General features: G+C 68.6%; 23 protein-coding genes. 5 read left to right on the forward strand and 18 right to left on the reverse strand.

Annotated features, from left to right (window positions below):
- Window positions 1-177: 177 nt before the first annotated feature.
- Window positions 178-564, reverse strand: a complete 387-nt coding sequence (locus AB0E63_RS40620) for a helix-turn-helix domain-containing protein (protein WP_360378435.1) — start codon at window positions 562-564, stop codon at window positions 178-180.
- Window positions 565-658: 94 nt separating this feature from the next.
- On the opposite strand from AB0E63_RS40620, the gene AB0E63_RS40625 reads away from it, so the two are divergent.
- Window positions 659-1,573 carry an NAD(P)H-binding protein gene (locus AB0E63_RS40625; RefSeq protein WP_360378437.1) on the forward strand — a complete coding sequence of 305 codons (915 nt, stop codon included), beginning with the start codon at window positions 659-661 and terminating at the stop codon, window positions 1,571-1,573.
- On the opposite strand, the gene AB0E63_RS40630 is transcribed toward AB0E63_RS40625, so the two are convergent.
- Window positions 1,566-2,126 (reverse strand): TetR/AcrR family transcriptional regulator, encoded by a 561-nt coding sequence (locus tag AB0E63_RS40630; protein WP_360378439.1) that lies wholly within the window; start codon window positions 2,124-2,126, stop codon window positions 1,566-1,568. The two genes, AB0E63_RS40625 and AB0E63_RS40630, sit on opposite strands and share 8 nt — an antisense overlap.
- 95 nt (window positions 2,127-2,221) lie before the next feature.
- Between AB0E63_RS40630 and AB0E63_RS40635 the strand changes: the two genes are divergently transcribed.
- From AB0E63_RS40635 to AB0E63_RS40645, 3 genes are all read left to right on the forward strand, one after another.
- Complete coding sequence (locus tag AB0E63_RS40635; protein WP_360378442.1) at window positions 2,222-3,586, forward strand: MDR family MFS transporter; 1,365 nt, start codon at window positions 2,222-2,224, stop codon at window positions 3,584-3,586.
- Between the two features lie 76 nt (window positions 3,587-3,662).
- The gene (locus AB0E63_RS40640) at window positions 3,663-7,490 is read left to right on the forward strand and encodes a glycosyl hydrolase family 28-related protein (protein WP_360378445.1); all 3,828 of its coding nucleotides are present in this window, start codon (window positions 3,663-3,665) and stop codon (window positions 7,488-7,490) included.
- A 7-nt stretch (window positions 7,491-7,497) separates the two neighbouring features.
- Window positions 7,498-8,586 (forward strand): Gfo/Idh/MocA family oxidoreductase, encoded by a 1,089-nt coding sequence (locus AB0E63_RS40645; protein ID WP_360378447.1) that lies wholly within the window; start codon window positions 7,498-7,500, stop codon window positions 8,584-8,586.
- 21 nt (window positions 8,587-8,607) lie between these two features.
- Here AB0E63_RS40645 and AB0E63_RS40650 read toward each other — a convergent pair whose 3' ends face one another.
- The 10 genes from AB0E63_RS40650 to AB0E63_RS40695 all read right to left on the reverse strand — a co-directional run bounded on the left by AB0E63_RS40650 (window position 8,608) and on the right by AB0E63_RS40695 (window position 17,924).
- Window positions 8,608-9,165 (reverse strand): GNAT family N-acetyltransferase, encoded by a 558-nt coding sequence (locus AB0E63_RS40650; RefSeq protein ID WP_360378450.1) that lies wholly within the window; start codon window positions 9,163-9,165, stop codon window positions 8,608-8,610.
- The gene (locus AB0E63_RS40655) at window positions 9,162-10,424 is read right to left on the reverse strand and encodes an ROK family transcriptional regulator (RefSeq protein ID WP_360378452.1); all 1,263 of its coding nucleotides are present in this window, start codon (window positions 10,422-10,424) and stop codon (window positions 9,162-9,164) included. Before AB0E63_RS40655 ends, AB0E63_RS40650 begins: the two co-directional genes overlap by 4 nt.
- A 56-nt stretch (window positions 10,425-10,480) precedes the next feature.
- Entirely contained in the window at window positions 10,481-11,734 is a 1,254-nt protein-coding gene (locus AB0E63_RS40660) for an enolase C-terminal domain-like protein (RefSeq protein WP_360378454.1), read from the reverse strand.
- A complete protein-coding gene (locus AB0E63_RS40665) occupies window positions 11,735-12,610 on the reverse strand; it encodes an NAD(P)-dependent oxidoreductase (protein ID WP_360378457.1) in 876 nt (291 codons plus the stop codon).
- Complete coding sequence (locus tag AB0E63_RS40670) at window positions 12,607-13,500, reverse strand: carbohydrate ABC transporter permease (RefSeq protein WP_360378459.1); 894 nt, start codon at window positions 13,498-13,500, stop codon at window positions 12,607-12,609. The genes AB0E63_RS40665 and AB0E63_RS40670 overlap by 4 nt, the downstream gene beginning before the upstream one ends.
- Window positions 13,497-14,423, reverse strand: a complete 927-nt coding sequence (locus AB0E63_RS40675) for a sugar ABC transporter permease (protein ID WP_360378461.1) — start codon at window positions 14,421-14,423, stop codon at window positions 13,497-13,499. Before AB0E63_RS40675 ends, AB0E63_RS40670 begins: the two co-directional genes overlap by 4 nt.
- Before the next feature lie 3 nt (window positions 14,424-14,426).
- On the reverse strand, window positions 14,427-15,809 hold the full coding sequence (locus AB0E63_RS40680) for an extracellular solute-binding protein (protein ID WP_360378463.1): 1,383 nt from the start codon (window positions 15,807-15,809) through the stop codon (window positions 14,427-14,429).
- A 131-nt stretch (window positions 15,810-15,940) separates the two neighbouring features.
- The gene (locus AB0E63_RS40685) at window positions 15,941-16,279 is read right to left on the reverse strand and encodes an alpha/beta fold hydrolase (protein ID WP_360378466.1); all 339 of its coding nucleotides are present in this window, start codon (window positions 16,277-16,279) and stop codon (window positions 15,941-15,943) included.
- Window positions 16,280-16,395: 116 nt separating this feature from the next.
- Window positions 16,396-17,274, reverse strand: coding sequence for a sulfurtransferase (locus AB0E63_RS40690; RefSeq protein WP_360378468.1), 879 nt, complete (start codon window positions 17,272-17,274; stop codon window positions 16,396-16,398).
- Complete coding sequence (locus AB0E63_RS40695; protein WP_360378470.1) at window positions 17,271-17,924, reverse strand: thymidine kinase; 654 nt, start codon at window positions 17,922-17,924, stop codon at window positions 17,271-17,273. Before AB0E63_RS40695 ends, AB0E63_RS40690 begins: the two co-directional genes overlap by 4 nt.
- A 99-nt stretch (window positions 17,925-18,023) precedes the next feature.
- Between AB0E63_RS40695 and AB0E63_RS40700 the strand changes: the two genes are divergently transcribed.
- Complete coding sequence (locus AB0E63_RS40700) at window positions 18,024-19,679, forward strand: S8 family serine peptidase (RefSeq protein ID WP_360378473.1); 1,656 nt, start codon at window positions 18,024-18,026, stop codon at window positions 19,677-19,679.
- 7 nt (window positions 19,680-19,686) lie between these two features.
- On the opposite strand, the gene AB0E63_RS40705 is transcribed toward AB0E63_RS40700, so the two are convergent.
- From AB0E63_RS40705 to AB0E63_RS40730, 6 genes are all read right to left on the reverse strand, one after another.
- Window positions 19,687-20,895, reverse strand: coding sequence for an amidohydrolase (locus AB0E63_RS40705; protein ID WP_360378475.1), 1,209 nt, complete (start codon window positions 20,893-20,895; stop codon window positions 19,687-19,689).
- Between the two features lie 36 nt (window positions 20,896-20,931).
- Window positions 20,932-22,062, reverse strand: coding sequence for a nucleotide pyrophosphatase/phosphodiesterase family protein (locus tag AB0E63_RS40710; protein WP_360378477.1), 1,131 nt, complete (start codon window positions 22,060-22,062; stop codon window positions 20,932-20,934).
- 4 nt (window positions 22,063-22,066) lie between these two features.
- Window positions 22,067-22,678, reverse strand: a complete 612-nt coding sequence (locus tag AB0E63_RS40715) for a DUF5998 family protein (RefSeq protein WP_360378478.1) — start codon at window positions 22,676-22,678, stop codon at window positions 22,067-22,069.
- A gap of 59 nt (window positions 22,679-22,737) precedes the next feature.
- On the reverse strand, window positions 22,738-24,387 hold the full coding sequence (locus AB0E63_RS40720; RefSeq protein ID WP_360378481.1) for an FtsX-like permease family protein: 1,650 nt from the start codon (window positions 24,385-24,387) through the stop codon (window positions 22,738-22,740).
- Window positions 24,384-25,148, reverse strand: coding sequence for an ABC transporter ATP-binding protein (locus AB0E63_RS40725; protein ID WP_360378483.1), 765 nt, complete (start codon window positions 25,146-25,148; stop codon window positions 24,384-24,386). The genes AB0E63_RS40720 and AB0E63_RS40725 overlap by 4 nt, the downstream gene beginning before the upstream one ends.
- A 108-nt stretch (window positions 25,149-25,256) precedes the next feature.
- Window positions 25,257-26,312 carry a P1 family peptidase gene (locus tag AB0E63_RS40730; protein ID WP_360378486.1) on the reverse strand — a complete coding sequence of 352 codons (1,056 nt, stop codon included), beginning with the start codon at window positions 26,310-26,312 and terminating at the stop codon, window positions 25,257-25,259.
- Window positions 26,313-26,371 lie beyond the last annotated feature (59 nt).

Consider the following 26,371-nt stretch of genomic DNA (forward strand, 5'->3'; position numbering starts at 1 on the left):
GCTCTGGTTGCCCCCCTCAGATTCTCAGTGGGCAACCCTCCAGCTCGGGGGTTATCCCCTCAAATCTGTCGGTACGCGCGGGGCGACGAGGCCACGTGGGGGCATGGTGGACCACCTGGCGCTCGACCACCATGCAGGAGCTTGAGGGGGTTGAGGGATCGGGGTCGGTGGTGGGGGTTAGGGGCGGCGCTGGGGTGGTTGGTGGGTGTCGTAGTGGGAGCGGGCTGCTTCGACTTTTTCGAGGTTGGGGGACCAGGTGGCCAGGGAGTGGAAGAGGGGCGCGAGGCTTTGGCCCAGGGGGCTGATTTCGTATTCGACTCGGGGTGGGACTTCTGGGTAGTAGGTGCGGAGGATCAGGCCGTCGCGTTCTAGTTGGCGTAGGCGCTGGGTGAGGACCTTTGGGGTGATCGCGCCGATTTGGCGCTGGAGTTCTACGAAGCGCTGGCGGCCGTATTCGTTGAGGGTCCAGAGGATTGGGGTTGTCCAGCGGCTGAAGACCAGATCTACGACCGGGGCGATCGGGCAGGCCTGTACTGGATCCACTGGTGCTGTGGGCTCGATCACAAAGGTCCTTTCGGCCAATACTTTCCTCTAGGTACCTACTATCCCATGGCAAGTAGCGTCCTCGGTAGATCAATCGAACGAGGAGCAAAAACACATGATCGTGGTGACCGGAGCAACCGGAAACGTGGGACGCCCATTGGTCGAGGCGCTGGCTGCAGCAGGCGAAGAAGTGACGGCGGTATCTCGCAGCATCACGGAAGGGGCGCAGGGCGGCGCGCTGGGGGGATCGCGTGATGGACGGGGCGGTGCGCCGGCGGGATCGCGTGACGGGCGGGGTGGCGGGGCGGTCGAAGGGTGGGGTGGTGGGGTGCGTCGGGTTCGGGGGGATCTGGCTGAGGCTGAGAGTCTCAAGCCGGCGCTCGATGGGGCCGATGCGGTGTTTCTGTTGACGGCCGCGGACTTTCTGGCTGACGGGGATCTTGGAAAGGTGATGGAGGTTGTCAAGGCGGCGGGCGTTGAGCGGGTTGTGCTGCTGTCTTCTCAGGGGGTCGGCACCAAGCGGCACCCGGCGGATCTCGAGGAGGCCGTGACGCGGTCCGGGCTTGGTTGGACGATGCTGCGGCCTGGGAACTTCGCCAGTAATGCCCTGCAGTGGGCCGAGTCGATTCGTACTCAGCGGACGATGGCGGCGCCGTTCGCGGACGTTGCCCTGCCGGCCGTGGACCCGGACGACATCGCCGAGGTGGCAGCCGCCGCGTTGCGCGATCCGAGCCATGTCGGTCACGTCTACACGCTGACTGGACCAGCCGCGATCTCGCCCCGGCAGCAGGCCGAGGCGATCGCGCAAGCCGTCGGCGAATCTGTGCAGTTCGTGGAGCTCAGTCGCGACGAGGCGAAGAGCCGGATGCTGGCCTACATGCCCGAGCCGGTCGTCGAGGCCACCCTCGGCGCACTCGGTACGCCGTCAGCCGCCGAGCAGGAGGTGAGTCCCGACGTGGAGAAGGTGCTCGCGCGGCCGCCGCGGACCTTCACAGACTGGGTCACTCGCAACCTGCACGTGTTCAAGTAGCCCGGACGAGCGGGAGGAACACGTCGTCGACCAGGGAGGTGAGGGTCGACGACGGGACCGGCTCGTGGGTGAAGAAGATCTCGTGGCGCAGGAGGTTGGTCGGCGCGGTGAGGACTCGGGCGGGAACGTCCGCTGTCGGGATCTCACCGCGGGCCGCGGCCCGCTCGACGACGGTCGCCATCACGCCGGTCATCCGGCTGTACACCTCCGGATCCAGATCCGGAGCTTCGGCCATCAGTCCGTGGATGGTGTCGGGGCCGAGGAGGGCGAACCGATCGGCCATCCGCTGCAGAACCTCGAGTACGTCGCCGCGCAGCGTCCCGGTGTCCGGGATGTCCTCGACGATCGAGCCGGTCCGGTGCCGCATCGCCGCGATCACCAACTCCGCCCGATTCCTCCACCGCCGGTACAGCACCTGCTTGCCGGTGTGCGCCCGCGCGGCGACCGCCTCCATCGTCAGCCGCGCGTAGCCGGACTCCATCAGCTCGTCCCAGGCAGCGTCGAGCAGCACGGCCTCCAACTCGGCGCCCCGCCGCCGCTGCACCTGTTCCATCGCCACCCCTCAAAAAAAGAGACCTTGCGTCTCTTAACAACCCGAGCCTACCCTGAGAGACGTAAGAGACGCAACGTCTCTAAGGAGACCTCGGAATGACCACAGCCACCCCCGACCGCCTGGATCGCGCGGTCCTCAAACTCGCCGCTGTCCTCGTCCTCGGCGCCCTCGCCCCGCTGCTCGACAGCACGATTGTCACAGTCGCGATCCACACCCTCGGCGCCGAGCTGCATGCGCCGGTGTCCACGGTCCAATGGGTCAGTACGGCGTACCTGCTCGCGCTGGCGATGGCGATCCCGATCACCGGCTGGTCCGCGAACCGCTTCGGCGCCAAACGGATGTGGATCGTCGCGCTGGCGTTGTTTCTGGCCGGCTCGATGCTGTGTGGAGTCGCCTGGAACATCGGCTCGCTGATCGCATTCCGGGTGATCCAGGGCATCGGCGGCGGACTCATGCTGCCGATCCTGCAGACGATCCTGCTGCGCGCGGCCGGGCGCGAACGGATCGGCCGGCTGATGGCGGTCGTCACCTTGCCCGCACTGATCGGCCCGATCCTCGGCCCGGTGATCGGCGGGCTCCTGGTCGGCCACCTCAGCTGGCGCTGGATCTTCTACGTCAACGCACCGATCTGCATCCTCGCGATCGTGCTCGCCATCCGCACCCTCAAGCCCGACCCCGAGCCGGCCGCCGCGGCACTCGACGTCCCCGGACTGCTTCTCATCTCTCCCGCCTTGGCCGGCATCATCTACGGCCTCACCCAGGTCGGAACTCACGGCGGCTTCGGCCACGTCGCCGTACTGGTACCGATCGGCGCCGGCCTGATCCTCCTGCTCGCCTTCATCCTCAGAAGAAGCCCGCTGATCGATCTCACCCTGTTCCGGACCAGATCGTTCGCCGCATCGACCGCGCTGCTGTTCCTCACCGGCTTCGGCCTGTACGGCGCGATGCTGCTCCTCCCGCTCTTCTACCAACAGGCCCGCGGTGAGACCGTCACAGCCGCCGGCCTCCTGCTCGTCCCGCAAGGCATCGGCAGCCTGCTGGCCCGAGTCGCCGGCGGCCTCACCGACCGCTTCGGCCCGCGACCGGTCGTCCTGGCGGGCCTGGCCCTCACCACACTCGGAACAATCCCGTTCGCCTTCGCCGGTACGTCGTACGCACTGCTGGCAATCGCTCTCGTCATCCGTGGCGCCGGACTCAGTGCGGTCAACCTGGCGGTGATGGTCGGCGCGTTCCGGGAACTCGATCCGCAGCACATCCCCGACGCCAGCAGTACGACCCGGATCATGCAGCAACTCGGTGGTGCGTTCGGCGCCGCGACGCTGGCCGTGATCCTGCAGAACCAGCTGACCGGCCACCAGGCGCCAGACGCCTACGCGCACAGCTTCGCCTGGGCGATCGGCTTCACCGTGATCGCGACCATCCCAGCCCTTTTCCTCCCGAAGCGCCGGGCTCTTGAATAAGTAACACGCTTGGTTTAACTTATCCGCGCAGCTGCTGTCGCGTGTACTTCCGGCCCGCCACCTGGAGGTTTCCAGCATGTCCAGACGCCTGCTCGCGCGCGTCCTCCCCGCTCTCCTCCTGACCAGCGTCATCGCCGTACCGACGGCCCACGCCGCCACGATGTACCCGAGCGGCGTCGGCACCGACCTCGGTCCGACCCCGACCACGCTCGGCGTGAAGCCCGCAGCCGGCGACGATCCTGCCGGCCTCCGGACCGGTACCGAACAAGGCCGGACCTACTGGCAGACCAACCAAGCCGCCAACACCGGCTACCTCGAGTTCGACGTCGACCGTGACTACGTCGACGAGATCGGCACCGACGACGTCCTGGTGACGGTGACGTATCTCGACAGCGGCTCCGGCACGCTCGAGCTCCAGTACGACGCCCCGACCAATCCGCAGGCGGACGCGACCGACGTCCAGCTGACCAACACCGGCCAATGGAAGACCGGCACCTTCGAGCTCACCGATATCGGGTTCACGAACCGCCTCGGCGACGCCGACGTCAGGATCTTCGGCAGCGCCGACATCACGATCGCCGGTCTCCGGATCAGTACGGCGGGCGCCTCGGTGCAACTGGGGCCGTCGCCGATCCAGAACGGGATCAGCCCGCGTGCCGGGGACGACGCGTCGCATCTCGTCACCGGCGTGCAGGACGGTCGCCCGTACTGGCAGACCGACCACACCGCCCCGGCGCCGGGCACGAACTTCTTCTACATGAACGTCGCGGACACCTACCTCTACGACAACCACAGCCTGGTGCTGATCAGCGTCGACTACTTCGACGCGGGCAACGGCCAGTTCGGTCTGCACTACGACTCGCCCGGCGAGACGATCCCGGAGAAGTTCAAGAACTCCGAGGTCGTCCAGTACGGCGACACCAAGACCTGGAAGACCCACACCTTCGCCCTGCCCGACGCGGTGATGACCAACCGCTCGAACGGCGGCGACTTCCGGATCCACAACGGCAACGGCTCGGTCGACCTCAAGGTCGCCGCCGTCCGCGTCGCCAAGGTCGCGACCACGCTCGACGTGACCGAAGGTCTCGTCGACCTGATCGACCAGGCGGCGCGCACCGAGAAGGCCGCCCGGGAGGGCACTCGCGACGGCCAGTATCCGGCCGGCAGCCGAGCGACCCTGCGCCAAGCGATCGACGACGCCCGCGCAGTCGCGGCCACTCCGGGTGTCACCGACGTACAGGTCAAGGCGGCGCTGCAGACCCTGCAGGCCAAGCTGGATGCGTTCACACCGATCGATACGAACTTCGCATCGGACGGTACGGCGACCGCTAGCAGCGGATCCAACGCCGTGAGCGTCAACGACCGCAACCACGACACCGCGTGGACCAGCGGGCCGGGCGACTCGTGGTTGCAGCTCGACCTCGGCAAGCCGCGACCGGTCAACGACGTACGAGTCGAATGGGCGCAGGCCTACTCCCCCGACTACTCCGTCCAGGTCTCGAACGACGGCACGAAGTTCACCACCGTCGGCCGGACCGGCTCGCCCGGCGGCAATCAGGTCAGCAAGACCCGCTTCGCGACCACCTCCGCACGCTACGTCCGGGTCGCGATGACCGGCGCCGACTCCTTCATTGTCAAGGAGCTCGAGCTGCGGCAGTCCCCGGTCGTGACACCGAAGCCGCGGCTGGTCCAGCCGGTCAACCCGACCGAGGACGGCGTCGTCGCCGACTTCGACGCCACCGAGTACGGCGCCGACCGCACCGGCCGGCGTGATTCCACCAAGGCCATCCAGCAGGCCATCTACGCCTGCCAGGACGCGGGCGGTGGCACGATCTGGCTGCCCGCCGGCCAGTACAAGGTCACCGACACGATCGAGGTGCACGCGTTCTGCACGGTCCGCGGTGACCACGGCCTGGCGCCGGACTACGGCACGGTGATCATCGCGGATCTCCAGTCCGGTGACGACGGACCCAGCTTGTTCCGGATCGGCGGTAGCGCCGGCGTCCTGGGCGTCACCACCTACTACCCGAACCAGAATGCTACCGACCCGGTTCCGTACAACTACACGTTCGAGATCCCCGGCGGCGCCTGGATCGGCAACGAGAACTACATGATGTCGACCGTCTCCGACGTCACCATGCTGAACTCCTACCGCGGTATCGGCGTCAGCACGATGCCGAACGACCATGGCAACGCCCCCAGTTCCGGCCAGGTGCACGAGTCGACCACGATCCGGAACATCCAGGGCACGGCACTGCTCGAAGGCGCCCGCGCGTACAACGGTGCCGACGTCGGCACCTGGGAGAACGTTGTCTTCAGCAACTCCTACTGGGCGAACGCGCCCCGGGCCTACCGCCCGCCTTCCCGTACGGCGCTCGACGCGTGGACCCGTGCGCACGGCACCGGCCTGGTGCTCGGTGACCTGGAGTGGGACCAGTTCCACAAGATCACGCTCTCCGACTACCACGTCGGCATCCACGTGGTCGCCGGCCAGCGAGCCCAGTTCACCGGTAGCTTCCTTCAGCCGGACGTACGGCGTACCGACATCGGCGTGCTCGTGGATGTCATCGACGACCGCTGGGGCATGACGCTGGCCGGCGGCCGGATCGAGGGCAGCGACCACGCGATCCAGAACAACGCCCGCGGGTACGTGAAGATCACCGGGACAGCCCTCTCCGGCGCTCTCGACGGCATCATCCACCGCATGTCCGGCGCTGCGCCGAGCTACACCCACAGAGCGCTCCCCAAGCCGGCGCAGGAGCTCTATGTCGTGAACGCACCGCACGGCGTCGGGTACCTCCCGGCCGCCGACGCGACCTCCGCCGTCCAGAAGGTGCTGGACAAGGCGGGCCGGGACGGCGGCGGCATCGTCTACCTGCCGGCCGGCTGGTACCGGATCGCCACGCACCTGACTGTTCCCGCGAAGGTGGAGCTGCGCGGAGCGTCGGCCGTACCGAACCGGGATCAGGGCGGAGCGAGTGGTGGCACAGTCCTGCAGGCGTTCGAGGGGCGAGGGGCGGCCGACACCGCCACGGCACTCGTCACGCTGGACGGGAAGCGCGCAGGCCTGCGCGGACTGCGGGTCTTCTACCCGGACAACAACCCCGGTTCGAGCGACGGCGTCGTCCCCTACCCGTACGCCGTCCGCGGTCACGCCGGTGGGAACTACGTGATCAACGCCGGCTTCCCGAACGCCTGGAACGGGATCGACCTCGGCGGTGACGACGTCGTGGTCCGCAAGGTCGCCGGCGCGTTCTTCGACCACGCGATCGCGATCGGCCAGGGCAGGAACGGCCGCATCGAGGGCGTGCTGTCGAACGGGAACGCGGTCACCCGGGTCGGCTACCAGCAGCCGTACTGGATGAACGAGGGCAGTATCTTCGAGCTCGTCATCGACAAGTACATGCGCAAGACCGCGAAGATCGTCACCGTCGACGGCGCTCGCGGACTCACGCTGCTCAACGTGTTCGCGTACGGCTTCCACGACGGGCTCGTGGTGAACTCCGGGCAGGTCGACGCCTTCAACCTCGGCACCGACAACCTGGGCACCGACGGTCACACCGTCAAGGTCGTCAGCGGTGAGGTCGAGGCGACCAACCTGGCCCGCTACAACGGTGCCACGCTCGAAGGCCCGGCGACGCTGCGCAACGTGATGGTGATCAACGTCGTCCAGCGCAGCATCAAGGTCCAGGCCAGTGGCTCCGGCACCGTGAAGATCGCCGGAAACGAGTCCGAACCCGGGACGTACGAGGTCGGCGCGCAGGTGACCGTGACTGCGGCGCCAACATCGGATAGCGTTTTCCAGAACTGGACCGTCGACGGGACGGTGGTCTCGACCGAGCCGTCGTACTCCTTCACCGTCGCCACGGACCAGGTTCTGACCGCGAATTTCCAGGCGAAGTAGGAGCGAGATGGCTGACACACAACAGCAGGTCGCGATCGTGGGCTGCGGCATCATCGGCCGCACCCACGCGGACACCATCGCGGCACGGCCGGACGCGACCGTGACCGCCCTCGTCGACTCCGACGCCGGTGCCCGGGAGGCGCTGGCGGCCCGGCTGAAGGAGGCGGGCCAGCCGGAACCGACGCTGTACGACGACCTGACCGCGGCGCTGAGTGGGTCCGACGTCTCGCTGGTCGCGATCTGCACCCCGAGCGGGACGCACGCCGCGCTCGCCGAGCAGGCGCTGGAAGAGAAGAAGCACGTCGTGATCGAGAAGCCGCTCGACGTCGACCTGACCCGGGCCCGCCGTCTCGGCGCGGCGGCCACCCGGGCCGCGAGCCACGGCGTGGTGTCCTCGGTGATCAGCCAGCACCGGTTCGACGGGGGCAGTGCGGTGGTCAAGCAGGCGATCGACGCCGGCCGATTCGGCCAGCTCACGTCGTCCGTCGCGACGGTTGCCTGGTGGCGCAGCGACGAGTACTACGCCTCCGCGGGCTGGCGTGGCACCTGGGCGCAGGACGGCGGTGGCGCACTGATGAACCAGGGCGTGCACACCGTCGACCTGATGCTGTGGTTCATGGGCCGGCCGGTGAGCATCCAGGCCCAGGCACTGCGGGCCGCGCACCACGCGATCGAGGTCGAGGACACCGTGGTCGCGACGATCACGTTCGAGTCCGGTGCGGTCGGCACGCTGCACGCGACGACCGCGGCCTTCCCGGGTGGCCGGACCCGGGTGTCGGTCCACGGCACCGCGGGTGGCGCCGAGGTGGAAGACGACCGGCTCAGCCGTCTGAACGTCGACGGGGTGAAGGACGACGCCCCGATCGATGACAGCGGGCCCGGTGGCCACAAGGCGCAGTACGACGACATCTTCGGAGCGATCGCGGGCGGTCAGCAGCCGGGGATCACCGTGCAGGACGCGATCGACGCGCTGGCCACGGTCCGCGCGGTCTACATCGCGTCGACCCTGCAGCGTCCGGTCAAATTCCTCGACGTCCTCGAGGGACGCTACGACGACGTCGAGGTCTCCCGCGGCGTCGGCCTCCCGCCGAACTGACAGCCGGAAGGCCCGGCGCCGCTAGGCGCCGGGCTCGCGGTTGTTCAGGATCCGCTGGTAGAGGTTGCAGTCCTGCCAGACGCCGCCGATGTGCAGGTACGTCGGGGCGAAGCCGATCTGGTCGAAGCCGGTGCGCTGAAGGACGCGTTGCGACGCGACGTTGTTCGTCAGCGTGCTGGCCTCGATCCGGTGCAGCCTCAGTTCACTGTCGGCGATCTGTGCGACCGTGTCGACGGCACGGGTGGCGAGGCCACGGCCGAGGGCTTCGACGGCGAGCCAGTACCCCAGACTCGCGCTGCGGAACGGACCGGGCACCACATCCTGCAGGGTGAAGGCACCGACGACGCGGCCGTCCTCGATCAGCAGCCACGGCACGACCAAGCCGTTCTTGTGGCGCTCGAGCGTGCTGGTCAGCTTCTCGAGCTGACCGGCCGGTGTGAACCAGTTCTCCGGGCGTTGGGGCTCCCACGGGCTGAGGTGGTCCCAGCTGCGGGTGTAAGCGTCGGCCAGCCCCGGCGCGTCGTCGAGGGTGGCGATCCGGAGCTGGACTTCAGGTGTGAGCTGGCGCGGCGAAATCACTTCGGCAGCCTACGGGCCTGACTGGAGCCACTGACGCGAGGGGTGAAAGCGTCGTGGAAGATCGTCGACGCGGCACCGACCGCGGCCGCGTCGGTCTGCAGCATCGACTCCTCGACTGCGACCGGACGAGTCTCCCGGGCGACCGGATGCGCGTTCACCGCGCGACCGATCTCGGTCAGGACGATCTCCGAGATCTCCTTCCCGAACGCCGGCCCGCCGACCACCAACAGGTCGATGTCGAGCAGGTCGACCAATCCCACGGCGCCTTGGCCGATCACCCGGGCAACCTGGGTGACCGCCTTGACGGCTGCGTCGTCACCGTCGGCCGCCGCCTTGCAGACGGCCTTGTATCGCTTCGCCTCGTCGATCGCCCCCGGGTCCGTCTCGACGTACCCGAACTCGGCCGCGATCACGGGAAGCGACGCGGTCGGGTTGCACTCGGGCACCATCCGCGGACCGTCCTCGGGTGACCACTCCCCCATCCCGAGCGCCGCGATCTGGCCGAACTCGCCGGCGTTCGCCGTACCGCCACGGTAGATCGAGCCGTTCAGGATCAGGCCGCTGCCGACGCCCGTACCCAGGTACAGATAGGCGAAGTCGCGCGCCCGGGCCGAGCGGCCGATCCAGCGTTCGCCGAGGGCGGCCGCCGTACCGTCCTTCTCGACCAGGACCGGATGGTTCAGCTTCTCCTGCAGGAGCTGACGGATCTTCAGACCGCGCCAGGCCGGCTGCAGCGGAAGCGCGAGCAGTGAGCCGTCCGCATCGATCGGCCCCGGTACGGCGACGCCGACGCCGAGCATCGAATCGAGGTCGACCTGGCTGATGCTGAGCGCCGCGGTCACCGTCGCGGCGGTCAGATCGACCAGCTTGTTCGCCTCCAGGTCGTCGGCGAGGTCGACCGTCTCCCGGCGCACGATCGTGCCGTCGAGGTCGACCACCGCGACGGTTAGCAGCTCGGGGTCGATGTGGATGCCGACCGCGTGCGCGGCGTTCGAGCGCAGCCGGACCGGAGTGCGCGGTTTGCCGAGCCGTTCGGCGCGCTCCTGCGCCTCCTCCACCAGCAGCCCCTGCTGCTGGAGGATGCGCAGGATCCGTGACACCGACTGCTGGGTCAGGCCGGTCCGGCGGGAGATCTCGGTCCGGCTGATGATGCCGGCCAGCCGGATCGTCTCGATGATGACGGCCTCGTTGAACGAGCCCAGGTCGTACTGGTTCGCGCCCACGCGCCGCAGCTCAGATTCCGCACCCGAGTCGTCCATCGCCACCTCCCCGTCAGTTCCCGATTAGCCGCGATCGTACTGCGCAGAGCCCCTTGTCACGGTGCTTCGAGGGCCCCGTCGATGCGTCGTACGCCGGCTGCCCACTCGTCGTGTCCGGACAGTTGCGCGGGATAACGGGCGGCCGCCTCCAGGTCGATCTCGATGCCCCAGCCAGGAGCCTCGTTCGGCCGCAGCCAGCCATCCTCGATCCGCAGCGCGCCGGGGAACACCTCGTAGGTCTCCTCGTTGTAGAGGTGACCCTCTTGGATGCCGAAGGCAACGGAGCTGACGTCGAGCGCGACGTTCGCGGCCGCACCGATCGGCGAGGTGTCGCCCGGCCCGTGCCACGCCGTGCGGACGCCGGAGATCTCGGCGAGGTCGGCGAGCTTCCGGGCCGGCGTCAGACCGCCGATGTCGGACACATGCGACCGGATGAAGTCCACGCCGCCGTCCCGGATCAGGCGGACGGCGTCACCGAAGGACGTGGTCAGTTCGCCGACGGCCAGCGGCACCGGCGACGCGGCCCGTACCTCGGGCAGCCGGTCCCACAGCTCGGGCGCCAGCACGTCCTCGAGGAAGAACAGCCGGTGCTGCTCCAGCGAACGGGCGAGCAGCACAGCTTCCTTCGGCGTGAGCCGTGAATGGACGTCGTGCAGCAGCTCGATGTTGTCCGGAAGGGCGTGCCGCGCCTCGGCGAACAGCTCCGGCGTTGTCCGCAGGTAGTCCCGCGCGGACCAGCCGTTGTGGTACGGCGCGTCCGGGTAGAGCGTCGGCACCCGCGGAGCGCCGTACCCACCGCCGCCTGGCGTCGACATCTGCAGCCGGATGTGGCGCCAACCTTGCGCGATCAGCTTCTGCGCGTGGTCGATCGTGTCCTCGATCGTCTGACCGCTGGCGTGGATGTAGGTGTCCGCGGCCGCGCGGACCTTGCCGCCGAGCAACTCGTACACCGGCATGCCGGCGCGCTTGCCGGCGATGTCCCACAGCGCCTGGTCGATCCCGGAGATCGCGTTGTTCGTCACCGGTCCGCCCCGCCAGTAGCCGGAGAATCCGGCCAGCCGGGTCAGGTCGCCGATGTCGCCCGGGTAGCGGCCGACCAGCAGCCGGGCCAGGTGCTCGTCGACGAACGTCTGGACCGCCTTCCACCGCTGCGTGAACGTCGCGCACCCGAGCCCGTACAGGCCCGGCTCGGTGGTGTCGATCTTCACCACCACCAGCGGGATGCCTTGCGGCGCGGTGACGATCGCCTTGACCTCGCGGATCCGGACGTCGTCCCGGACGGGCCACGGCTGGTCGAAGTTCGAGGGCATTCACAGCTCCAAAGAAAGGGTAGGGAGGTCGAGCTCGTACTGGGCCTGGAAACCGAGCACGGTCCGGGCCGCGGTCAGGTCGATCGGGACCTCACGGCCGATGAACCGGCGCAACCGCGGCACGTCCGGCGCGAACGCATCCAGCAGTGCCTCGGTCTCGTACGGCGCCCGCGTGGTCCCGGCGGCGACGAAGAAGACGTGGGCACCGGACAACGGCGCCGTCAGCCCCAGTTCGATCGCACGCGCCGAGTCTCGCAGGTCCAGGTAACTCCACGCCTCACGGAGTCCATCGAGTGGATCGCGGCGGGCGTGGTCGGCCTGGCGCTGCAGGATCTCGGTCGTGTTCACGTGCGGGAACCGGAACGCGACCACGTCGATCCCCCACCGGCGCCAGGCCATCCGGGCGGTGTTCTCGTCGTTCTGCTTGGACAGCGAGTACGGGTCGGCGACGTCGACCGGGATCTTCTCGTCCCACGGGAAGTACGCCGGCAGGATCTCGTGCGGGTTGAACGGGATCCCGGTCGCGTTGATGCTGCTCGCGACCACCGCCCGTTCGATGCCGAGGACACCGGCCTGGTGGAGCACGTTGAACGTCGACACGACGTTGATCGAGTACACGTCGTACGGTGTCCCCGCCGAAGGGTGCGCGAGGGCCGCCAGATGGACGACGGACTCGGCACCCTCCAGCGCCCGGGCGACGTCGGTCTCGGACAGGGTGTCGCCGATCAGCACGCGGTCGGCCTTGAGGTCCGGGTGCTCGACGTTGGACAGCGCCGTCACCCGCGCCCCGAGCTCGGTCAGGTGCTGGACCGTGGCCAGCCCGATCCGTCCCGCCGCCCCCGTGACCAGCACCCGCCGGCCGTTCAGTTCACTCACTCCTTGATTCCTCCCGCCATCCCCACGCCACGCAGGAATTGTTTCTGGAACAACAAGAACAGCACCACAGGTATCAGAACCGCGAGGAACAGCGCACTCATCTGCAGCGAGATCTCCGTGGTCTTGGCCACCCGCGGCAGGGCGACCGAGATCGGCTGCAGCCGCGGGTCGGGCAGCACGAGCAGCGGCCAGAGGTAGTCCTTCCACGAACCGATCACGGTCAGCAGCGCGACGACGCCGACGATCGGCTTCGACAGCGGCAGGATCAGCGCCGTGAACAGCCTCAGGTTGCTCGCCCCGTCGATCCGGGCGGCCTCGATCAGCTCGCGCGGGATCGAGTCGAAGTACCGCTTCATCACCAGGACGTTGAACGCGCCGGCCGCCTGCGGCAGCCAGACCGCCCAGAACGTGTTCTGCAGGCTGATCCCGAGCACCGGCATCTTCAGGACGGTCATGTACAGCGGGACCAGCGAGATGACACCGGGGAGGAACAGCGTCGCGAGGACGGCTCCGGTGACGACCGGTCCCCACTTCGGCCGCAGGACGCTGAGCACGAAGGCTCCCGTCGTACACACGAACAGCGTCGAGATCATCGAGCCGATCGCGATGAACGCGGTGTTGCCCAGGTATGCGCCGATCTGCACGCGGTTCCAGGCGTCCGGGATGTTCTTCAGCTGGATGCCCGACGGCCACAGCTGCATCGGGCCACTCAGGATGTCCTGGCTCGTGGAGACGCCGGACTTGAGCAGCCAGAGCAGCGGGCCGGCGCCGGCGATCAGGACACCGATGAAGATCAGCACCTGGATCGCCGGCAGGCCATAGCGGACCGCGCCGCGCCGCCGGTCCTTGGTCGAGATGATTCCGCGCTCGTACGCAGTGTCACGGCTCATGTGGTGCTCCAGCGGCGAGTGACGAAGTGGTAGACGACCGACAGCACGCACAGCACCCCGGCGAGCAGCACGCTGAGCGCGGTCGCGGCGCCGAAGTCGCCGTTGATGAACGCGTACCGGTAGATCAGCAGCAGGATCGTCATCGTGGCGTTGTTCGGACCGCCGCCGGTGAACAGGAACGGCTCGGTGAACACCTGGAACGTCCCGATCAGCTGCAGCAGCATCATGATCAGGATGATTCCGCGGATCTGCGGCAGCGTGACGTGCCAGACGCGGCTCCAGATCCCCGCGCCGTCCAGCTCGGCCGCCTCATACAACTCCGTGCGTACGCCGGTCAGCGCCGCCAGGTAGATGATCGACGTGGCACCCGCGCCGGCCCAGGTCGCCTCGAGCACGATGGCCGGCATTGCCAGCGTCTGCGAGTTCAGCCAGGCGAACGGCCCGATCCCGAACCAGCCGAGGATCGAGTTGAAGACGCCCGCCCCACTCGGGTCGTAGAAGAACGTCCACAAGAGGATCGCGGCCACCGGCGGTACGACGGCCGGCAGGTAGGAGAACACGTTGTAGAGCCATCCGGTCTTGCGCAGCTCACTGATGAACACGGCCAGGAACAACGGCACCGGGAACCCGAAGATGAGGGCCAGGAAAGCGAAATACAGCGTGTTGAGCGCCGCCTGCGGGAGCTGCGGATCGGTCAGCACATAACTGAAGTTCGACAGCCCGACCCACTCGGCGGGCAGCACCAGGTTGTTCTTCTGGAAGCTGAGCACCAGGCCGCGGACGATCGGGCCCCAGGAGAAGTACAGGAAGATCAGCACCAGGGGCAGGACGAAGAAGATGCTGCTGAGCCCGCCCGAGCGGTACCAGGTCGCGACGGACCTGGCACTGCTCCGGCTCTGCTTCGGCGTACGTAGCTGGAACATCGGCTACCGGGCCAGGCGTGCGTCGATCTTCGAAGCGGTGTCGCTCAGTAGCTTGTCGATGTCCGCGTCCTTCTTCGTGAGCACCTGCTGGACCACCGGGTCGAGCAGCGAGTAGACCTCCTGGCCCTTGTTCGACGGCTCGGGCAGCAGCTTCAGCGAGGTGGTCGAGTCGATGTAGCCCTGGAACTGCTTGACCGGGACGTTCACGTACGGCTCACGCCACTTGTTGAACTGGTCGTAGGTCTCCTGGCTCAGCGGGCTGATGCCGGGACGGCCGACGAAACCCTTGTCGGCGATCGTGGTCTTGGCGTCCTGGACCGCGACCGACTCGGTCGTGTACTTGTCGAACTGGTCGAACTTGATCCACTTCAGCGCGGCGACGACCTCGTTCTTGGTCGCCTTCGGGCTGATCATCTTCAGCGAGCCGCCGGTCAGCGTGCCGTACGGGCCACCGTCCTGCGGCAGCGCGCCCGCACCGAAGTCGGCGGGCTTCATGCCGAACTGCTTCACGCTCATGTCGTAGGCGTCCGGCGCCTGCAGGACCATGCCGATCTTGCCGGCCGCGAAGTCCTGGCGGACCTCCTCCTGGTTGTACAGGAACCGGCTGCCCATCGAGTTGTCGGTCCAGCGCATGTCCTTGAGCAGCTGCAGCGCCTTCTTGGTCGGCGCGTCGTCGAACGTGCTCTTCTTGCCGTCCGCGCTCTCGACCGTGCCGCCCATGCTGTACGTCATCGTGGTCAGCATCCAGCCACCGGTGTTGTTCGTGGTCAGCTGCGCGTACCCCGCCTTACCGGTCTTGTCGTGGATCTGCTTCGCGTACTGACGGACCTCGTCCCAGGTCGTCGGCGGCTTGTCCGGGTCCAGGCCGGCCTGCGTGAACAGCGCCCGGTTGTAGGCGATGCCGACCGAGAAGACGTCGATCGGTACGCCGTAGATCCGGCCGTTCGCGTCCTGGACGATCTTCAGGACGTTCGGGTTGAGGTCCTTGGTCAGGTCGACCAGCTTCAGCTCGTCGGTGATGTCCGGCAGCTGCTTGTTCGGGATCATGTTGGCCGGCTCGGTGAAGCTGATGTTCATCACCGTCGGCAGCGTCCCGCCGGCCACCTGCGCCTGGAAGGTCTGTGCCTGCCAGCTGGTCTCGGTCGACTTCACGGTGATGTTCGGGTTCTTCGCCGTGAAGTCGCTGATCTTCTGGTTGAACGCCTTCAGGTCGTTCGGCTTGTCGGGGGTCGGTCGGTCCCCGATCGTGATGGTGACCGGCGCGTTCTGGTCGATCTCGCTACCGGCGGCGGACGACGACGGCGTCGTACTCTTCGCGCACCCCGCCGCCGCGAGCACCAGCCCGGCCACACCCAGGGCGGCGCCCCACCTGCTCACTCTCGTCATCGGAACTCCTCAGGTTTCCGGATGCCGCCGGTGTGCTCTGAGCCACACACCGGCCAGGTCTCGAGTAAGTTAAACCAAGCGTGTTACTAATTCAATGCCTAGAAGGAGGTCAATTGCGGCAGCGGTTTCGCTCAGGTGTTGAGGTCGCCCATCGGCATGAACTTCGGCGGCTGCGGATCGGCCAGGAAGTCGAGCAGCAGACCGTTGACGAGCCCGGGCTTCTCCAGCGGCAGGCCGTGCGACGTGCCTGGTACGACGGCCACCTGAGCGTCCGGGATCGCCCGGGCGACCTCCGGACTGCGCCCGTGACCGCGCCGCTCCGGGATCAGGACCCGGTACCGCTCCGCGAGCGCCGGGCGTTGAGCCAGCCAGCTGTCGGAGCCCCCTCCCCCGCCGTGCAGCAGGACGACAGGGTCGCCGGTCCCCACTTCGTCGTAATAGGTCCGGACTCCCCGCGCGTCGACGTACACAGTTGTCGAACGCGCAACTCACGCCCTGAGGTTCCCAAGGCACGTCGAGCCCTCTAACCGAAGCCGCGGACGCGGAACTGCATCACTCGGTAGGGCCAGCGCGTGGTTCTGATGCTCTAGTCCGTCCCGGTGGCTACTGGGCGGGTGGGGTCGGTGATCCATTCGGACCAGGAGCCTATGTAGACGGTGGCGGGGAGGTTGGCGACCTCCAGGGCCAGGGCCTCGTGGGCGGCGGTGACGCCGGAGCCGCAGTAGACGCCGACCTCGGTGGTGTTGTCGACGCCGAGCTTCTCGAAGCGTTCGCGGAGGTCGGCGGCGGGGAGGAAGTGGCCGGTTTCGTCGACGTTCGCGGTGGTGGGGGCGTTGGTGGCGCCGGGGATGTGGCCGGCCACCGGGTCCATCGGTTCGACCTCGCCGGCGAAGCGTTCAGGGGCTCGGGCGTCCAGGAGTACGCCGGCCGCCGCGACAGCAGCCGCGCCTTCGGCGTCAAGCATGGGGATGTGGCCGGGCGTCGCGATGAACCCGCCGGAGACGTCGTTGGTGGTGCTGTCGGCGTCGGCGGAGTTGGTGGTTGGCACAGCGCCCGCCTGGGTGGTGGGCAGCTCGGTGGTGAGCTGTCCGCCTGCGGCTTGCCAGGCGGCTTGGCCGCCGTCCAGGACTCGGACGTTCGTCAGGCCGAAGTAGCGGAAGATCCACCAGGCTCGGGCGGCTGCCATCGAGGTGGCGGCGTCGTAGACGACCACGGGAGTGTCCGCCGAGGTGACGCCGGCGCGGTGCAGGGTGGCTGTCACGGTGGTTGCGGTGGGCAACGGGTGGCGGCCGGGGCCGGGTGGGGCGGCCAGTTCGGTGTCGAGGTCGACGAAGTGGGCTCCGGGGAGGTGGCCGGCGGCGTACGCCTCCCGACCGGCCGGGCCTGCCAGGTTCCAGGTGACGTCGATCAGCACCGGCGGCGTAGCCAGCGCGCGCAGCTCCTCGACGGTGATGAGTGGACTCATGACGCAGCTCCTCCGAACGGCAGAACCTCGGGTGAGAGGGTGGCTCGGGCGCGGGCCTGGGTGAGGCGGCGGCGGTGGTGCCGGCGGCAGAGCACCTCGTACGCGGGCTCGTGATCCCGTGTCTCCATGTCTCCCACCACCAGCTGCTCGCCCTCGGTCACCATCTCCCCACCGATCGTACGGGCGTTGTGCGTGGCCCGTTCACCGCACCAGCACAGCGCCTCGACCTGGAGCAGTTCCATCCGGTCCGCGAGCTCGACCAACCGGGCCGAACCGGGGAACAACGTCGCCCGGAAGTCGGTCAGGATGCCGAAGCAGAACACGTCGATCTGCAGTTCGTCGACCAGCCGGGCGAGCTGCTCGATCTGCAGCGGGCTGTAGAACTGCGCCTCGTCGCAGACCACGTAATCGATCCGCCCGCCGTGCGTGAGCTCACCGACGACGTAGTCCCAGAAGTCGAACTCCGACCGCACCTCGACCGCCGAGGCGGCGAGCCCGAGCCGGGACGAGAGCACCGACTCACCGGCCCGGTCATGGCTGGTGAAGATCCGACCGAGCCGCCCTCTCGCCTTGTGGTTGTGATCCATCTGGAGTGCCAGCGTCGACTTGCCGCAGTCCATGGTCCCGGTGAAGTAGAGCAGGTCAGCCACGGGCGCACATCCTGCCAAGTCAGCGGTCCACGCCGCACTTCGGGGTGTGTCGCAGGGGGTCGGCTTGGGTTCTGGGCCTTCGGGCGGTTTGAATGGAACGTGCGCAAAGCTCTGCTTCTGTTCCTCGCGGCGTGTCTGACTGTTGTCACGGGCACCGCCACCGCAATCGTGCCGGTCGCGGCGACGCCGTTCCGGGCCGAAGCCGGGCTCCGCGCGTACTTCGTTATCACCGAGCCGAACCAGACCGGCAAGGTCACCAGTGCGATCACCTCCAACGGCGGCACCGTCTATGCGACGTACGACGCCATCGGGGTGATTGTGGCCCATTCGACAGCCACGGACTTCGCCACCAAGATGCGCGGCGTCGACGGCGTGGAGAAAGCCGGCGCCACCCGCACCTCGGATCTGCCGGCCGACGCGACCAACCCGGCCATCCCGCCGGCGGTGCCCGAGACGGCCACCAGCACGCCGGAGATGGACCGCGGCGACATGACCCAGATCGGCGCGGACCAGGCCTGGGTGAAGAACCGGGGGTCGAAGAGCGTCACCGTCGGCGTGCTCGACACCGGTGTCGATGACCAGCACCCGGACCTGAAGGCGAACTTCGACACCACCAAGTCGGCGTCGTGTGCCTACGGTAAGGCCGACACCCGGCCCGGCGCGTGGCGGCCGGTCGGCGAGCACGGTACGCACGTGGCCGGCACGATCGCCGCGGCCCGGAACGGCGTCGGCATGATCGGCGTCGCGCCCGGCGTGAAGGTGTCGTCGATCCGGGTCGCCGAGGCCGGCAGTCAGCTGTTCTTCCCGGAGAACACGGTCTGCGCGTTCATGTTCGCCGCCGACAAGGGCGTCTCGGTCACCAACAACAGCTATTACGTCGACCCGTGGCTGTTCCTCTGCCCGTCGGACCAGGACCAGGACGCGATCGCCGAGGCGGTCCGTCGCGCGGTCAACTACTCCGACGCCAAGGGTGTCGTGAACGTCGCCGCGGCCGGCAACGAGGACTACAACCTGGCCGTGAAGTCCAACGACGTCTCCAGCCCGAACGACTCGACCGCCGAACCGCGGAACGTGACAGACGACTGCATCAGCCTGCCGACCGAACTGCCGAACGTGGTCGTGGTGGCCTCCGTCGACCCGAGCGGCCTGAAGTCGCAGTTCTCGAACTTCGGTGAGAACAAGATCAACCTGGCCGCGCCGGGTGAGGACGTCTACTCGACCGTCCCCGGTGGCGGGTACAAGCTGCTCGAGGGTACGTCGATGGCCTCGCCGCACGTCGCGGGTGTCGCGGCCCTGCTGCGAAGTGTGGATCCGAAGCTGACCCCGGCGCAGGTACGCGCCCGGCTCGCTGAGCAGGCCAACGATCTGGCCTGCCCGGCCGGTTCGTCCGGCGAGTGCATCGGCACCGCCGGGAACAACTCCTTCTACGGCGAAGGCATGGTCGACGCGGCCGAAGCGGTCGGCGCCGCGGCCGCGCAGCCGCAGGGGCCGATCTCGATCACCGAGCCGGGCGAGCAGCTCGCGTTCGGCGGGATCCCGGCGATTCCGCTGCTGATGAAGGGAACCGGCGGCACCGGCGAGATCAGCTACACCGCAGTCGGCCTGCCGCCAGGGCTGAGCATCGATGCCGAACGCGGCTGGATCACCGGCGTCGTCACGCCTGGCTCCGGGCGGTACAAGGTGACCGTGACCGCGCGGGACGGCGAGGCCAAGACGGCCCACACCAGCTTCTTCTGGGACGTCTGGAGCTTCTGAGCCCGACTCAACCGAGCCAGTGGCGGGCCGCCGCGGCGAGCGCCGCGACGCCGACTTCGATGGTCGGGCTGGGGACGGGGTGGTAGTGCGGCGAGTGGTTGGACGGGAGGTCGGCGACCACCGCGGAGATCTGCTCCATCGACGCGGCGCCGGCGAAGTCCGCCGGGTCGGCCCCACCGAGCAGCCAGAAGACGATGGGTGCGTCGGCGGCCTGGGCGAGCACACCGACATCCTCGCTTCCGGTCACCGGCCCGGGGGTGACGACACGTTCGGTGCCAACGACGGACGCCAGCGCCTCCAGGGTGCGTTCGGCGGCGGCGGGATCGTTGATCAGGGCGGGCGCGGCCTCGCTGCGCTCGATGGTCGGTGGCCGCGGAGCCCCGGCAGTCTGGGCTTCACCGGCCACGATGCGCTCGATCGCCCCCAGGACCCGGGTGCGAACCTGTTCGGAGTAGGTCCGGACGCTGAGCAGTAGCTCGGCGTGATCGGGGATGATGTTGGCCTTCGTCCCGGCGTTGAGCGCGCCGACCGTCACCACGGCGGTGTCGCCACCGGCCACCTCCCGCGAGACCACCGTCTGCAGCCGCAGCGTGGTCGCGGCGGCGAGAACGACCGGGTCGACGGTCGCTTCGGGGCGGGAGCCGTGACCGCCGCGGCCGAACAGGGTGACGCGGAGCGAGTCGTTCGACGCGAAGGCCGGGCCGGGTTGCAGCCCCAGCACGCCCGCCGGAATCGGGGCCACGTGCTGACCGAGAACGATGTCGGGCTTCGGCACCTTCTGGTACAAGCCGTCGTCGATCATGCCCTGAGCGCCGGACGCGGTCTCCTCGGCCGGTTGGAACACCACGACCAGGGTCCCGTGCCACTCGTCCCGTGCGGCGGCCAACTCGACGGCCGCACCGAGAAGGCAGGTGACGTGCATGTCGTGGCCGCAGGCGTGCATGACGCCGTCGACAGTGCTCGCGTACGCCAGCCCGGTCTCTTCGGCGACCGGCAAGGCGTCCATGTCGGCACGCAGCAACACCGTCGGTCCGTCACCGTGACTCAGCACTCCGACGACACCGGTGCGACCGACGCCCTCGGACACCTCGAAGCCGAGCTCACGCAACCACTCCGCGGCGATCCCCGCCGTACGGCGTTCCTCGCCCGACAGCTCCGGATGGGCGTGCAGGTCCTCGTAGGTGGTTCTCAACCGCGCCAGCAGCGTCGCATCCATGTCCGCACTGTAGACACTTCGGCAGGGGTCGACACCCTAGACACTTCGGCCGGCGTCGATGAGAAGCGGGATCGCCATCTCGTCGTCGGTGAGCGACCCGTGCTGGCCGATCAGCCCGGCCTCCTGCGGATACCGGCGGCTCGCGACGAGCCCGACCGGCCCGAGCGCGGCGACGATGACATCGCCCAGCCGCGGCGAGACCCGCTCCTCGACGGCACCGAACCATCCACGGGCGACCGCCTCCTCCCGGCTGAGCACGAGCGCCGTGTCCCCCAGCCGCTCCTCGTACGTCGCGATCACGTCGGCGTCCGCGCCCTCGACGCAGTACAGATGCCTGAACCGTGACTCGCCTCCGATGAGTCGCAGGCCCTCGGTCAGCGGCGGCTCGGCGTCCAGGTCGACGCGGTACTCCGGTGCCACGTCGACCATCCCGTGGTCGGCGACGACGAGCAGTACGGCGTCGCGCGGCAAGGCGGATCGGACTTGCTGCGCGAAGGTGTCGGCCGCGGCCAGCTCCTTCTGCCACTGCCACGACTCGCAGCCCTGCTGGTGACCGATGTAGTCCAGCTGCGAGTCATAGACGTACACCAACGACGAACTGCCTTCGCGGCTCGCAAACCGCGTTGCGTCCAGCCGATCCTCGACGGTGTCCGCACCCCGGTGCTTACTCCCGCGGAACGCTGCCGCCGTCAGACCGGACGAGTCGAACCGCGCCTTGCTCACGTTGCGCGTGGCAACACCGGCAGCGGCAACTCGATCGAAGACTGTTGCGTACGGCTGCCAGCGACGCGGATCGACCGGCGCGTCCCAGGACAGAGCGTTCAGCAGCGCACCGCTCTCCGGCACGATCGACGTGTAGCCGACGATGCCGTGCGCACCAGGCGGCAGCCCGGTCCCGAGGCTGGTGAGACTCACCGCGGTGGTCGACGGCACACCGGCGGTCAGACTGCGACCGGCCGGCATCAGCGACGACAGGTACGGCGCGACGTCCGCGTGCCGCTTCAGCAGGTTCCAACCGAGTCCGTCCAGCAGCAGTACGGCGTACCGCGGAGCCGGGGGTAGTCCGAGGCCGTTGTGCTCGCCGGGGACCGACAGGGCACCTGCGACCGACGGGAGCACGTCGGCGAGCGATCCGCCGCCGTACTGCGGAGCTACCGGCACGATCACGGCGTTACCTACTGGTCGCGAACGACAGGGCCTGCGCGAAGTCGAGCACCTGCTGGATCCCGGCCGGGCCGTCCGCGGCGGCGCTGATCCGCAGCGAGATGTCGTCGGCCGCCACGGATCCGGTGTAGCCGTGGTCGGCCTCGCAGTTCGGATCGGCGCAGACGGCCGGCTCGAGGTCGATCCGGTTCACCATGCCCCAGCCGATGGTCAGCACGACCTCACCGCTGCCGGCCACCGCCGGGTCTGACTTGCCGGAGGCGTAGCCGGCCGGGTTGGGAACCACGCGGTTCACGACCACCGCGTTCACCCGGTTCAGCGGGATCGCCTCGGTCGAGGTCGACGCGTACGGCGCGCGGATCAGTTCGTCGGCGGCGTGCTCGTCGGTGTGCCCGACGATCAGCCGGGTCGGGGTCAGCGCCAGGATCGTGATGTGCCGCCGGACCTCGTCACGGTCGAACGTCGGTTCGTGCTGCAGGACGAACGCGCGGATCGGTTCGCTCGCGATCGCGACCGCGAGCGAATCCGTCACGACATCGGGGTAGTAGCCACACCGGTCGATCGCCTCGCGCAGGGCAGCGGACGCGTCCGCGAGTTCCGGGGCATTCAGGTCACGCATGCCCACATCCTCGCACGGACCCGGATCGGTGCGTTTTCACCTTGTGGACAACCGCGGGCTCAGTTCGCACTGGCCTTCCGCAGCACCGGCGCGCCGGCGGTGCCCGCCGCCGCGACCAGGACGAGCCCGATGACCACCTGCCCGATCAGCAACAGTACGCCGGAGCTCCCCTGCGTGATGATCTTTCCGCCGCTCAGCGCCAGCCCGGACAGCGCACCGAACCCGACCACCGGCAGTCCGACGCCGATCACGGGTACGACGGCCGCCAGCCGCGACGACCGCTCGATGACCCGCAACGGCACACCAGACCGCCGCAACGCCCGCGCCGGAGATGCCTGGTCGAGCGCCGTACCGACAGCACCTGCAGCGGTCGACGCAGCCACGGTCAGGAAGACCAGAGTCATCAGCAACGCCACACCGATGCGCAGATCGTGGAACGTCGGGTCGTCCTCTCCCGAAGGCATGAACACCGAGATGAACCCGGTGACAAACCCACTCAGCACCAGCGCCGCCACTGGGCGGAACGCGCCCTTCGGGTCGTCCGCCAGCCGCCGGCCGGCCAGCAACGCCACCGGACCGTTGGCCAGGTTTGCCATCGTCTTGCCGATCACCTGCACCGCCCAGGGCCCGATCACCCGTACGGCGAGTGCAGCAAAGCCAACACCGATCAGCAAGGGGATAACAGCAGCCTGCATCCCGTAGTACGCCAGGACGACCGGACCGATCAGCAACAGTCCCAGCCGCAACGCACTGGTCGCCTTTCGGGTCTGACCGCGTACGACGCCCAGAGGGGTGATGCTGACCCGACCGAGCCCGATCAGTGCGCTGACAACCGACAGCACCGGCACAGCAGCGAGTACGACGAGCACGTTCCACCAGCTCGCGGTGATGTCGTGCACGTACCAGCGTCCCCCGCCCAGCGGGATCCGTGCGATCAGCGGACTCAGCAACGTGTAGCCCAGCAGACCGATGACTGCACCGGCCAGACCGAGCACTGCCTGCTCCACGGCACTCAGCCAGAGCACCTGCGTTCTAGTGGCACCAGCGAGGCGGAGTGCGGCCAGTCGATGCTCACGGCGCTTCGCAGCGACGCCGGCGGCCTGACCGACCAGACTCAGGATCGGGAACAGTACGAGCGTGATGCCGAAGGCCACTGCGATCAGCAGGCCCAGCATCCGGCTGTCCCAGACATCCTCATTCCAGCTGCTGACGTACTGCGGATGGTCGTCGGACCGGAGTGACTCGACCCCGCGGATGACGACGAACTCCTCCGGCGAAGACAAGCCCTTCTCGGTGATCACACCGGTCGGCCGCTCCACGCCGTACTGCTTCGAGAGGCTGGACCAATGCTTGGCAGCCTCAGGAGAGACGAAGACCTCGCCGGGCTTCGGCGTGTGGTCGAGTCCGGGCGGTGGTGGCGACTGGTTGTCGCGCAAGGTGGCCAGGTCGATCCGGAGCATCGGCAAGCCGTCGACCTTCTCGTCGTCGGTCTGGTCGATGGCACCGATCGCTGTCGCCGGGTCGGCCCGGTCGGCACTGCGCCAGCCGATCCGGTCGGAGCGATGAGCCAGCCCGAGCGAGCCTGCGATCAGGAAGGTGACGAGCAGGGCGACGACCGCGGTCGCGCCGAGGGCGGCAAAGTTGGCCGCCCGCCCGCCGGGACCCGGCCGGCGGACGAACCGCACGCCGAGATCAGTCATCGGATTCATCGACCGGTCCCCCAGCCGAGATCGTTCACCGGCTGACCGCCCGGCCCGACGCTGGACTCGTGGCCCGCCGCCCCAGGCGTCTCGCTGACGCGGCCGTCGACGATGCGGAGGACCCGGTGGCAGCGGGCGGCGACGGCGTTGTCGTGGGTCACGACCACTACCGCGGCACCGCGATGCGTGGCGGCGCCGACGAGCAGATCGATCACCTGGGAACCAGTGGCCGCGTCGAGAGCACCGGTGGGTTCATCCGCGAAGACCGCCTGCGGCTCGCCCACCAGCGCGCGGGCGATCGCGACCCGCTGCGCCTGACCACCGGACAGCTCACCGGGACGGCGTCCGGCTTCGGCGGCCAGCCCGACTTGGGCGAGCATCATCCGGGCCCGGCCGATCGCGTCCCGCCGGCTCAACCCGTCCACCATCAAGGGCAGAGCCACGTTCTCGTCGGCGGGGAGCTCGGCGAGCAACTGGTTGTCCTGGAAGACGAAGCCGAGCCGGCGCCGCCGCAGTACGGTGCGGGCGGCGTCGTTCAGCTGGTCGACGCGTTCGCCGCCCAGCCACACCTCGCCCTGGTCCGGCGTGAGGATGCCGGCCAGGACGTGCAGCAAGGTGGTCTTGCCGTTGCCGCTCGGGCCCATGACTGCGAGCGCCTCTCCGGAACGGACTGCGACATCCACTCCGGCCAGGCCGACGACTTCGCCGTAGTACTTGACCAGGCCATGACCGCTGAGGACGACCTGTGGTTGGGGACTCTGCAAGCTCATACCGCAGAGCGTGTCGTGGTCGGCGCTCCCGATCATCGGCCCGCGGACCGGTCTTGCTGTCGTCTTCCGGCGCCTTTCGGCGACCGCGCGTACAACTGGGGTCGTAGGTCAGTCGGTCCGGAAGGCCGACGGATAGGCGGAGCGGTAGCTGGGGATGGCGCCGGCCGGGGTGTCCACCGACTCGGCGTTGAGGATCGCGTGCACGATCGCCCGGGACAGCGTCCGGGCGCCGGCCGCGTAGACGGTCTCCAACTGGCCGATCGCGGTCGGATCGGTGACGCTCAGCCGCGGCCGGTCGTCGTTTGCCGTCCGGGTCGACAGGGCGAAGATGCTGTCGCCGTCGACCAGCGTGTGGATCGGGTCGATGGCCCGGGCCAGCCCGTCGTGCGCGATCATCGCCATCCGCTTCGTCGCCGCCTTGTCCAGCGGTACGTCGGTCGCCAGCACGGCGATCACGGTGTTCATCGGGGGGCCGGGGATCAGGTTGCGTCCGGGTGCGGCCGGCGGCGGTGGCTCGACCGGTGTGCGCAGGTGGGCGAACTCGTCGCCGAGGCCGTAGCGAGCGCCGTACAGGTTGCCGTCGGCGTCGACCGTCGAGCCGGCCGCGTTCACGATCACCAGCGCGCCGACCGTCGTACCGTCGTCCAGCCGGACGCTGGCCGAGCCGACACCGCCCTTGAGCGATCGGGCCCTGGCCCCGGCGCCGGCCCCATGGTTGCCTAAGGCAACCGGGCCGTCGGTGGCGGCCGCGATGGCGTCGGCGCCCCAGGACGGCTCCGGCCGGGCGCGGAAGTCGCCGCCGCGGCCGAGGTCGAAGATCACCGCGGTCGGGACGATCGGGACCACGTCGTGGTCGCCCTGGCCGACGCGCACGCCCTGGCCGCGTTCTTCGAGCCAGCGCATCACACTGCCGGCCGTGTCCAGTCCGTACGCGCTGCCGCCGGTCAGCACGATGGCGTTCACTCCGGAGTTGGAGTTGACCGGGTCGAGGAGGTCCGTCTCGCGGGTGCCGGGTGCGCCACCACGGACGTCGACACCGGCTACGGCGCCGGTCGGCACGTGGACGACCGTCGTACCCGTCAGGTACGGCGCGTCGACGCGCTCGACCTGACCGACCAGCACGCCAGGGACATCGGTGATCGCGTTGTGCGGACCAGGCTCCATGCGTCAGATCCTGTCATGCGGACCGAAATCCGGTTGCGGCCCGAACTAGCGTGAAAGCT

Source organism: Kribbella sp. NPDC026596 (assembly GCF_040638415.1).
Classification (GTDB): domain Bacteria; phylum Actinomycetota; class Actinomycetes; order Propionibacteriales; family Kribbellaceae; genus Kribbella.

Excerpts from the sequence above, each read along its gene's own strand:
- AB0E63_RS40625 (WP_360378437.1), top strand. The coding sequence starts at position 659 with ATGATCGTGGTGACCGGAGCAACCGGAAACGTGGGACGCCCATTGGTC.
- AB0E63_RS40630 (WP_360378439.1), bottom strand. The coding sequence starts at position 2,126 with ATGGAACAGGTGCAGCGGCGGCGGGGCGCCGAGTTGGAGGCCGTGCTG.
- AB0E63_RS40635 (WP_360378442.1), top strand. The coding sequence starts at position 2,222 with ATGACCACAGCCACCCCCGACCGCCTGGATCGCGCGGTCCTCAAACTC.
- AB0E63_RS40640 (WP_360378445.1), top strand. The coding sequence starts at position 3,663 with ATGTCCAGACGCCTGCTCGCGCGCGTCCTCCCCGCTCTCCTCCTGACC.
- AB0E63_RS40645 (WP_360378447.1), top strand. The coding sequence starts at position 7,498 with ATGGCTGACACACAACAGCAGGTCGCGATCGTGGGCTGCGGCATCATC.
- AB0E63_RS40655 (WP_360378452.1), bottom strand. The coding sequence starts at position 10,424 with ATGGACGACTCGGGTGCGGAATCTGAGCTGCGGCGCGTGGGCGCGAAC.
- AB0E63_RS40660 (WP_360378454.1), bottom strand. The coding sequence starts at position 11,734 with ATGCCCTCGAACTTCGACCAGCCGTGGCCCGTCCGGGACGACGTCCGG.
- AB0E63_RS40670 (WP_360378459.1), bottom strand. The coding sequence starts at position 13,500 with ATGAGCCGTGACACTGCGTACGAGCGCGGAATCATCTCGACCAAGGAC.
- AB0E63_RS40675 (WP_360378461.1), bottom strand. The coding sequence starts at position 14,423 with ATGTTCCAGCTACGTACGCCGAAGCAGAGCCGGAGCAGTGCCAGGTCC.
- AB0E63_RS40680 (WP_360378463.1), bottom strand. The coding sequence starts at position 15,809 with ATGACGAGAGTGAGCAGGTGGGGCGCCGCCCTGGGTGTGGCCGGGCTG.
- AB0E63_RS40690 (WP_360378468.1), bottom strand. The coding sequence starts at position 17,274 with ATGAGTCCACTCATCACCGTCGAGGAGCTGCGCGCGCTGGCTACGCCG.
- AB0E63_RS40705 (WP_360378475.1), bottom strand. The coding sequence starts at position 20,895 with ATGGATGCGACGCTGCTGGCGCGGTTGAGAACCACCTACGAGGACCTG.
- AB0E63_RS40715 (WP_360378478.1), bottom strand. The coding sequence starts at position 22,678 with ATGCGTGACCTGAATGCCCCGGAACTCGCGGACGCGTCCGCTGCCCTG.
- AB0E63_RS40720 (WP_360378481.1), bottom strand. The coding sequence starts at position 24,387 with ATGAATCCGATGACTGATCTCGGCGTGCGGTTCGTCCGCCGGCCGGGT.
- AB0E63_RS40725 (WP_360378483.1), bottom strand. The coding sequence starts at position 25,148 with ATGAGCTTGCAGAGTCCCCAACCACAGGTCGTCCTCAGCGGTCATGGC.
- AB0E63_RS40730 (WP_360378486.1), bottom strand. The coding sequence starts at position 26,312 with ATGGAGCCTGGTCCGCACAACGCGATCACCGATGTCCCTGGCGTGCTG.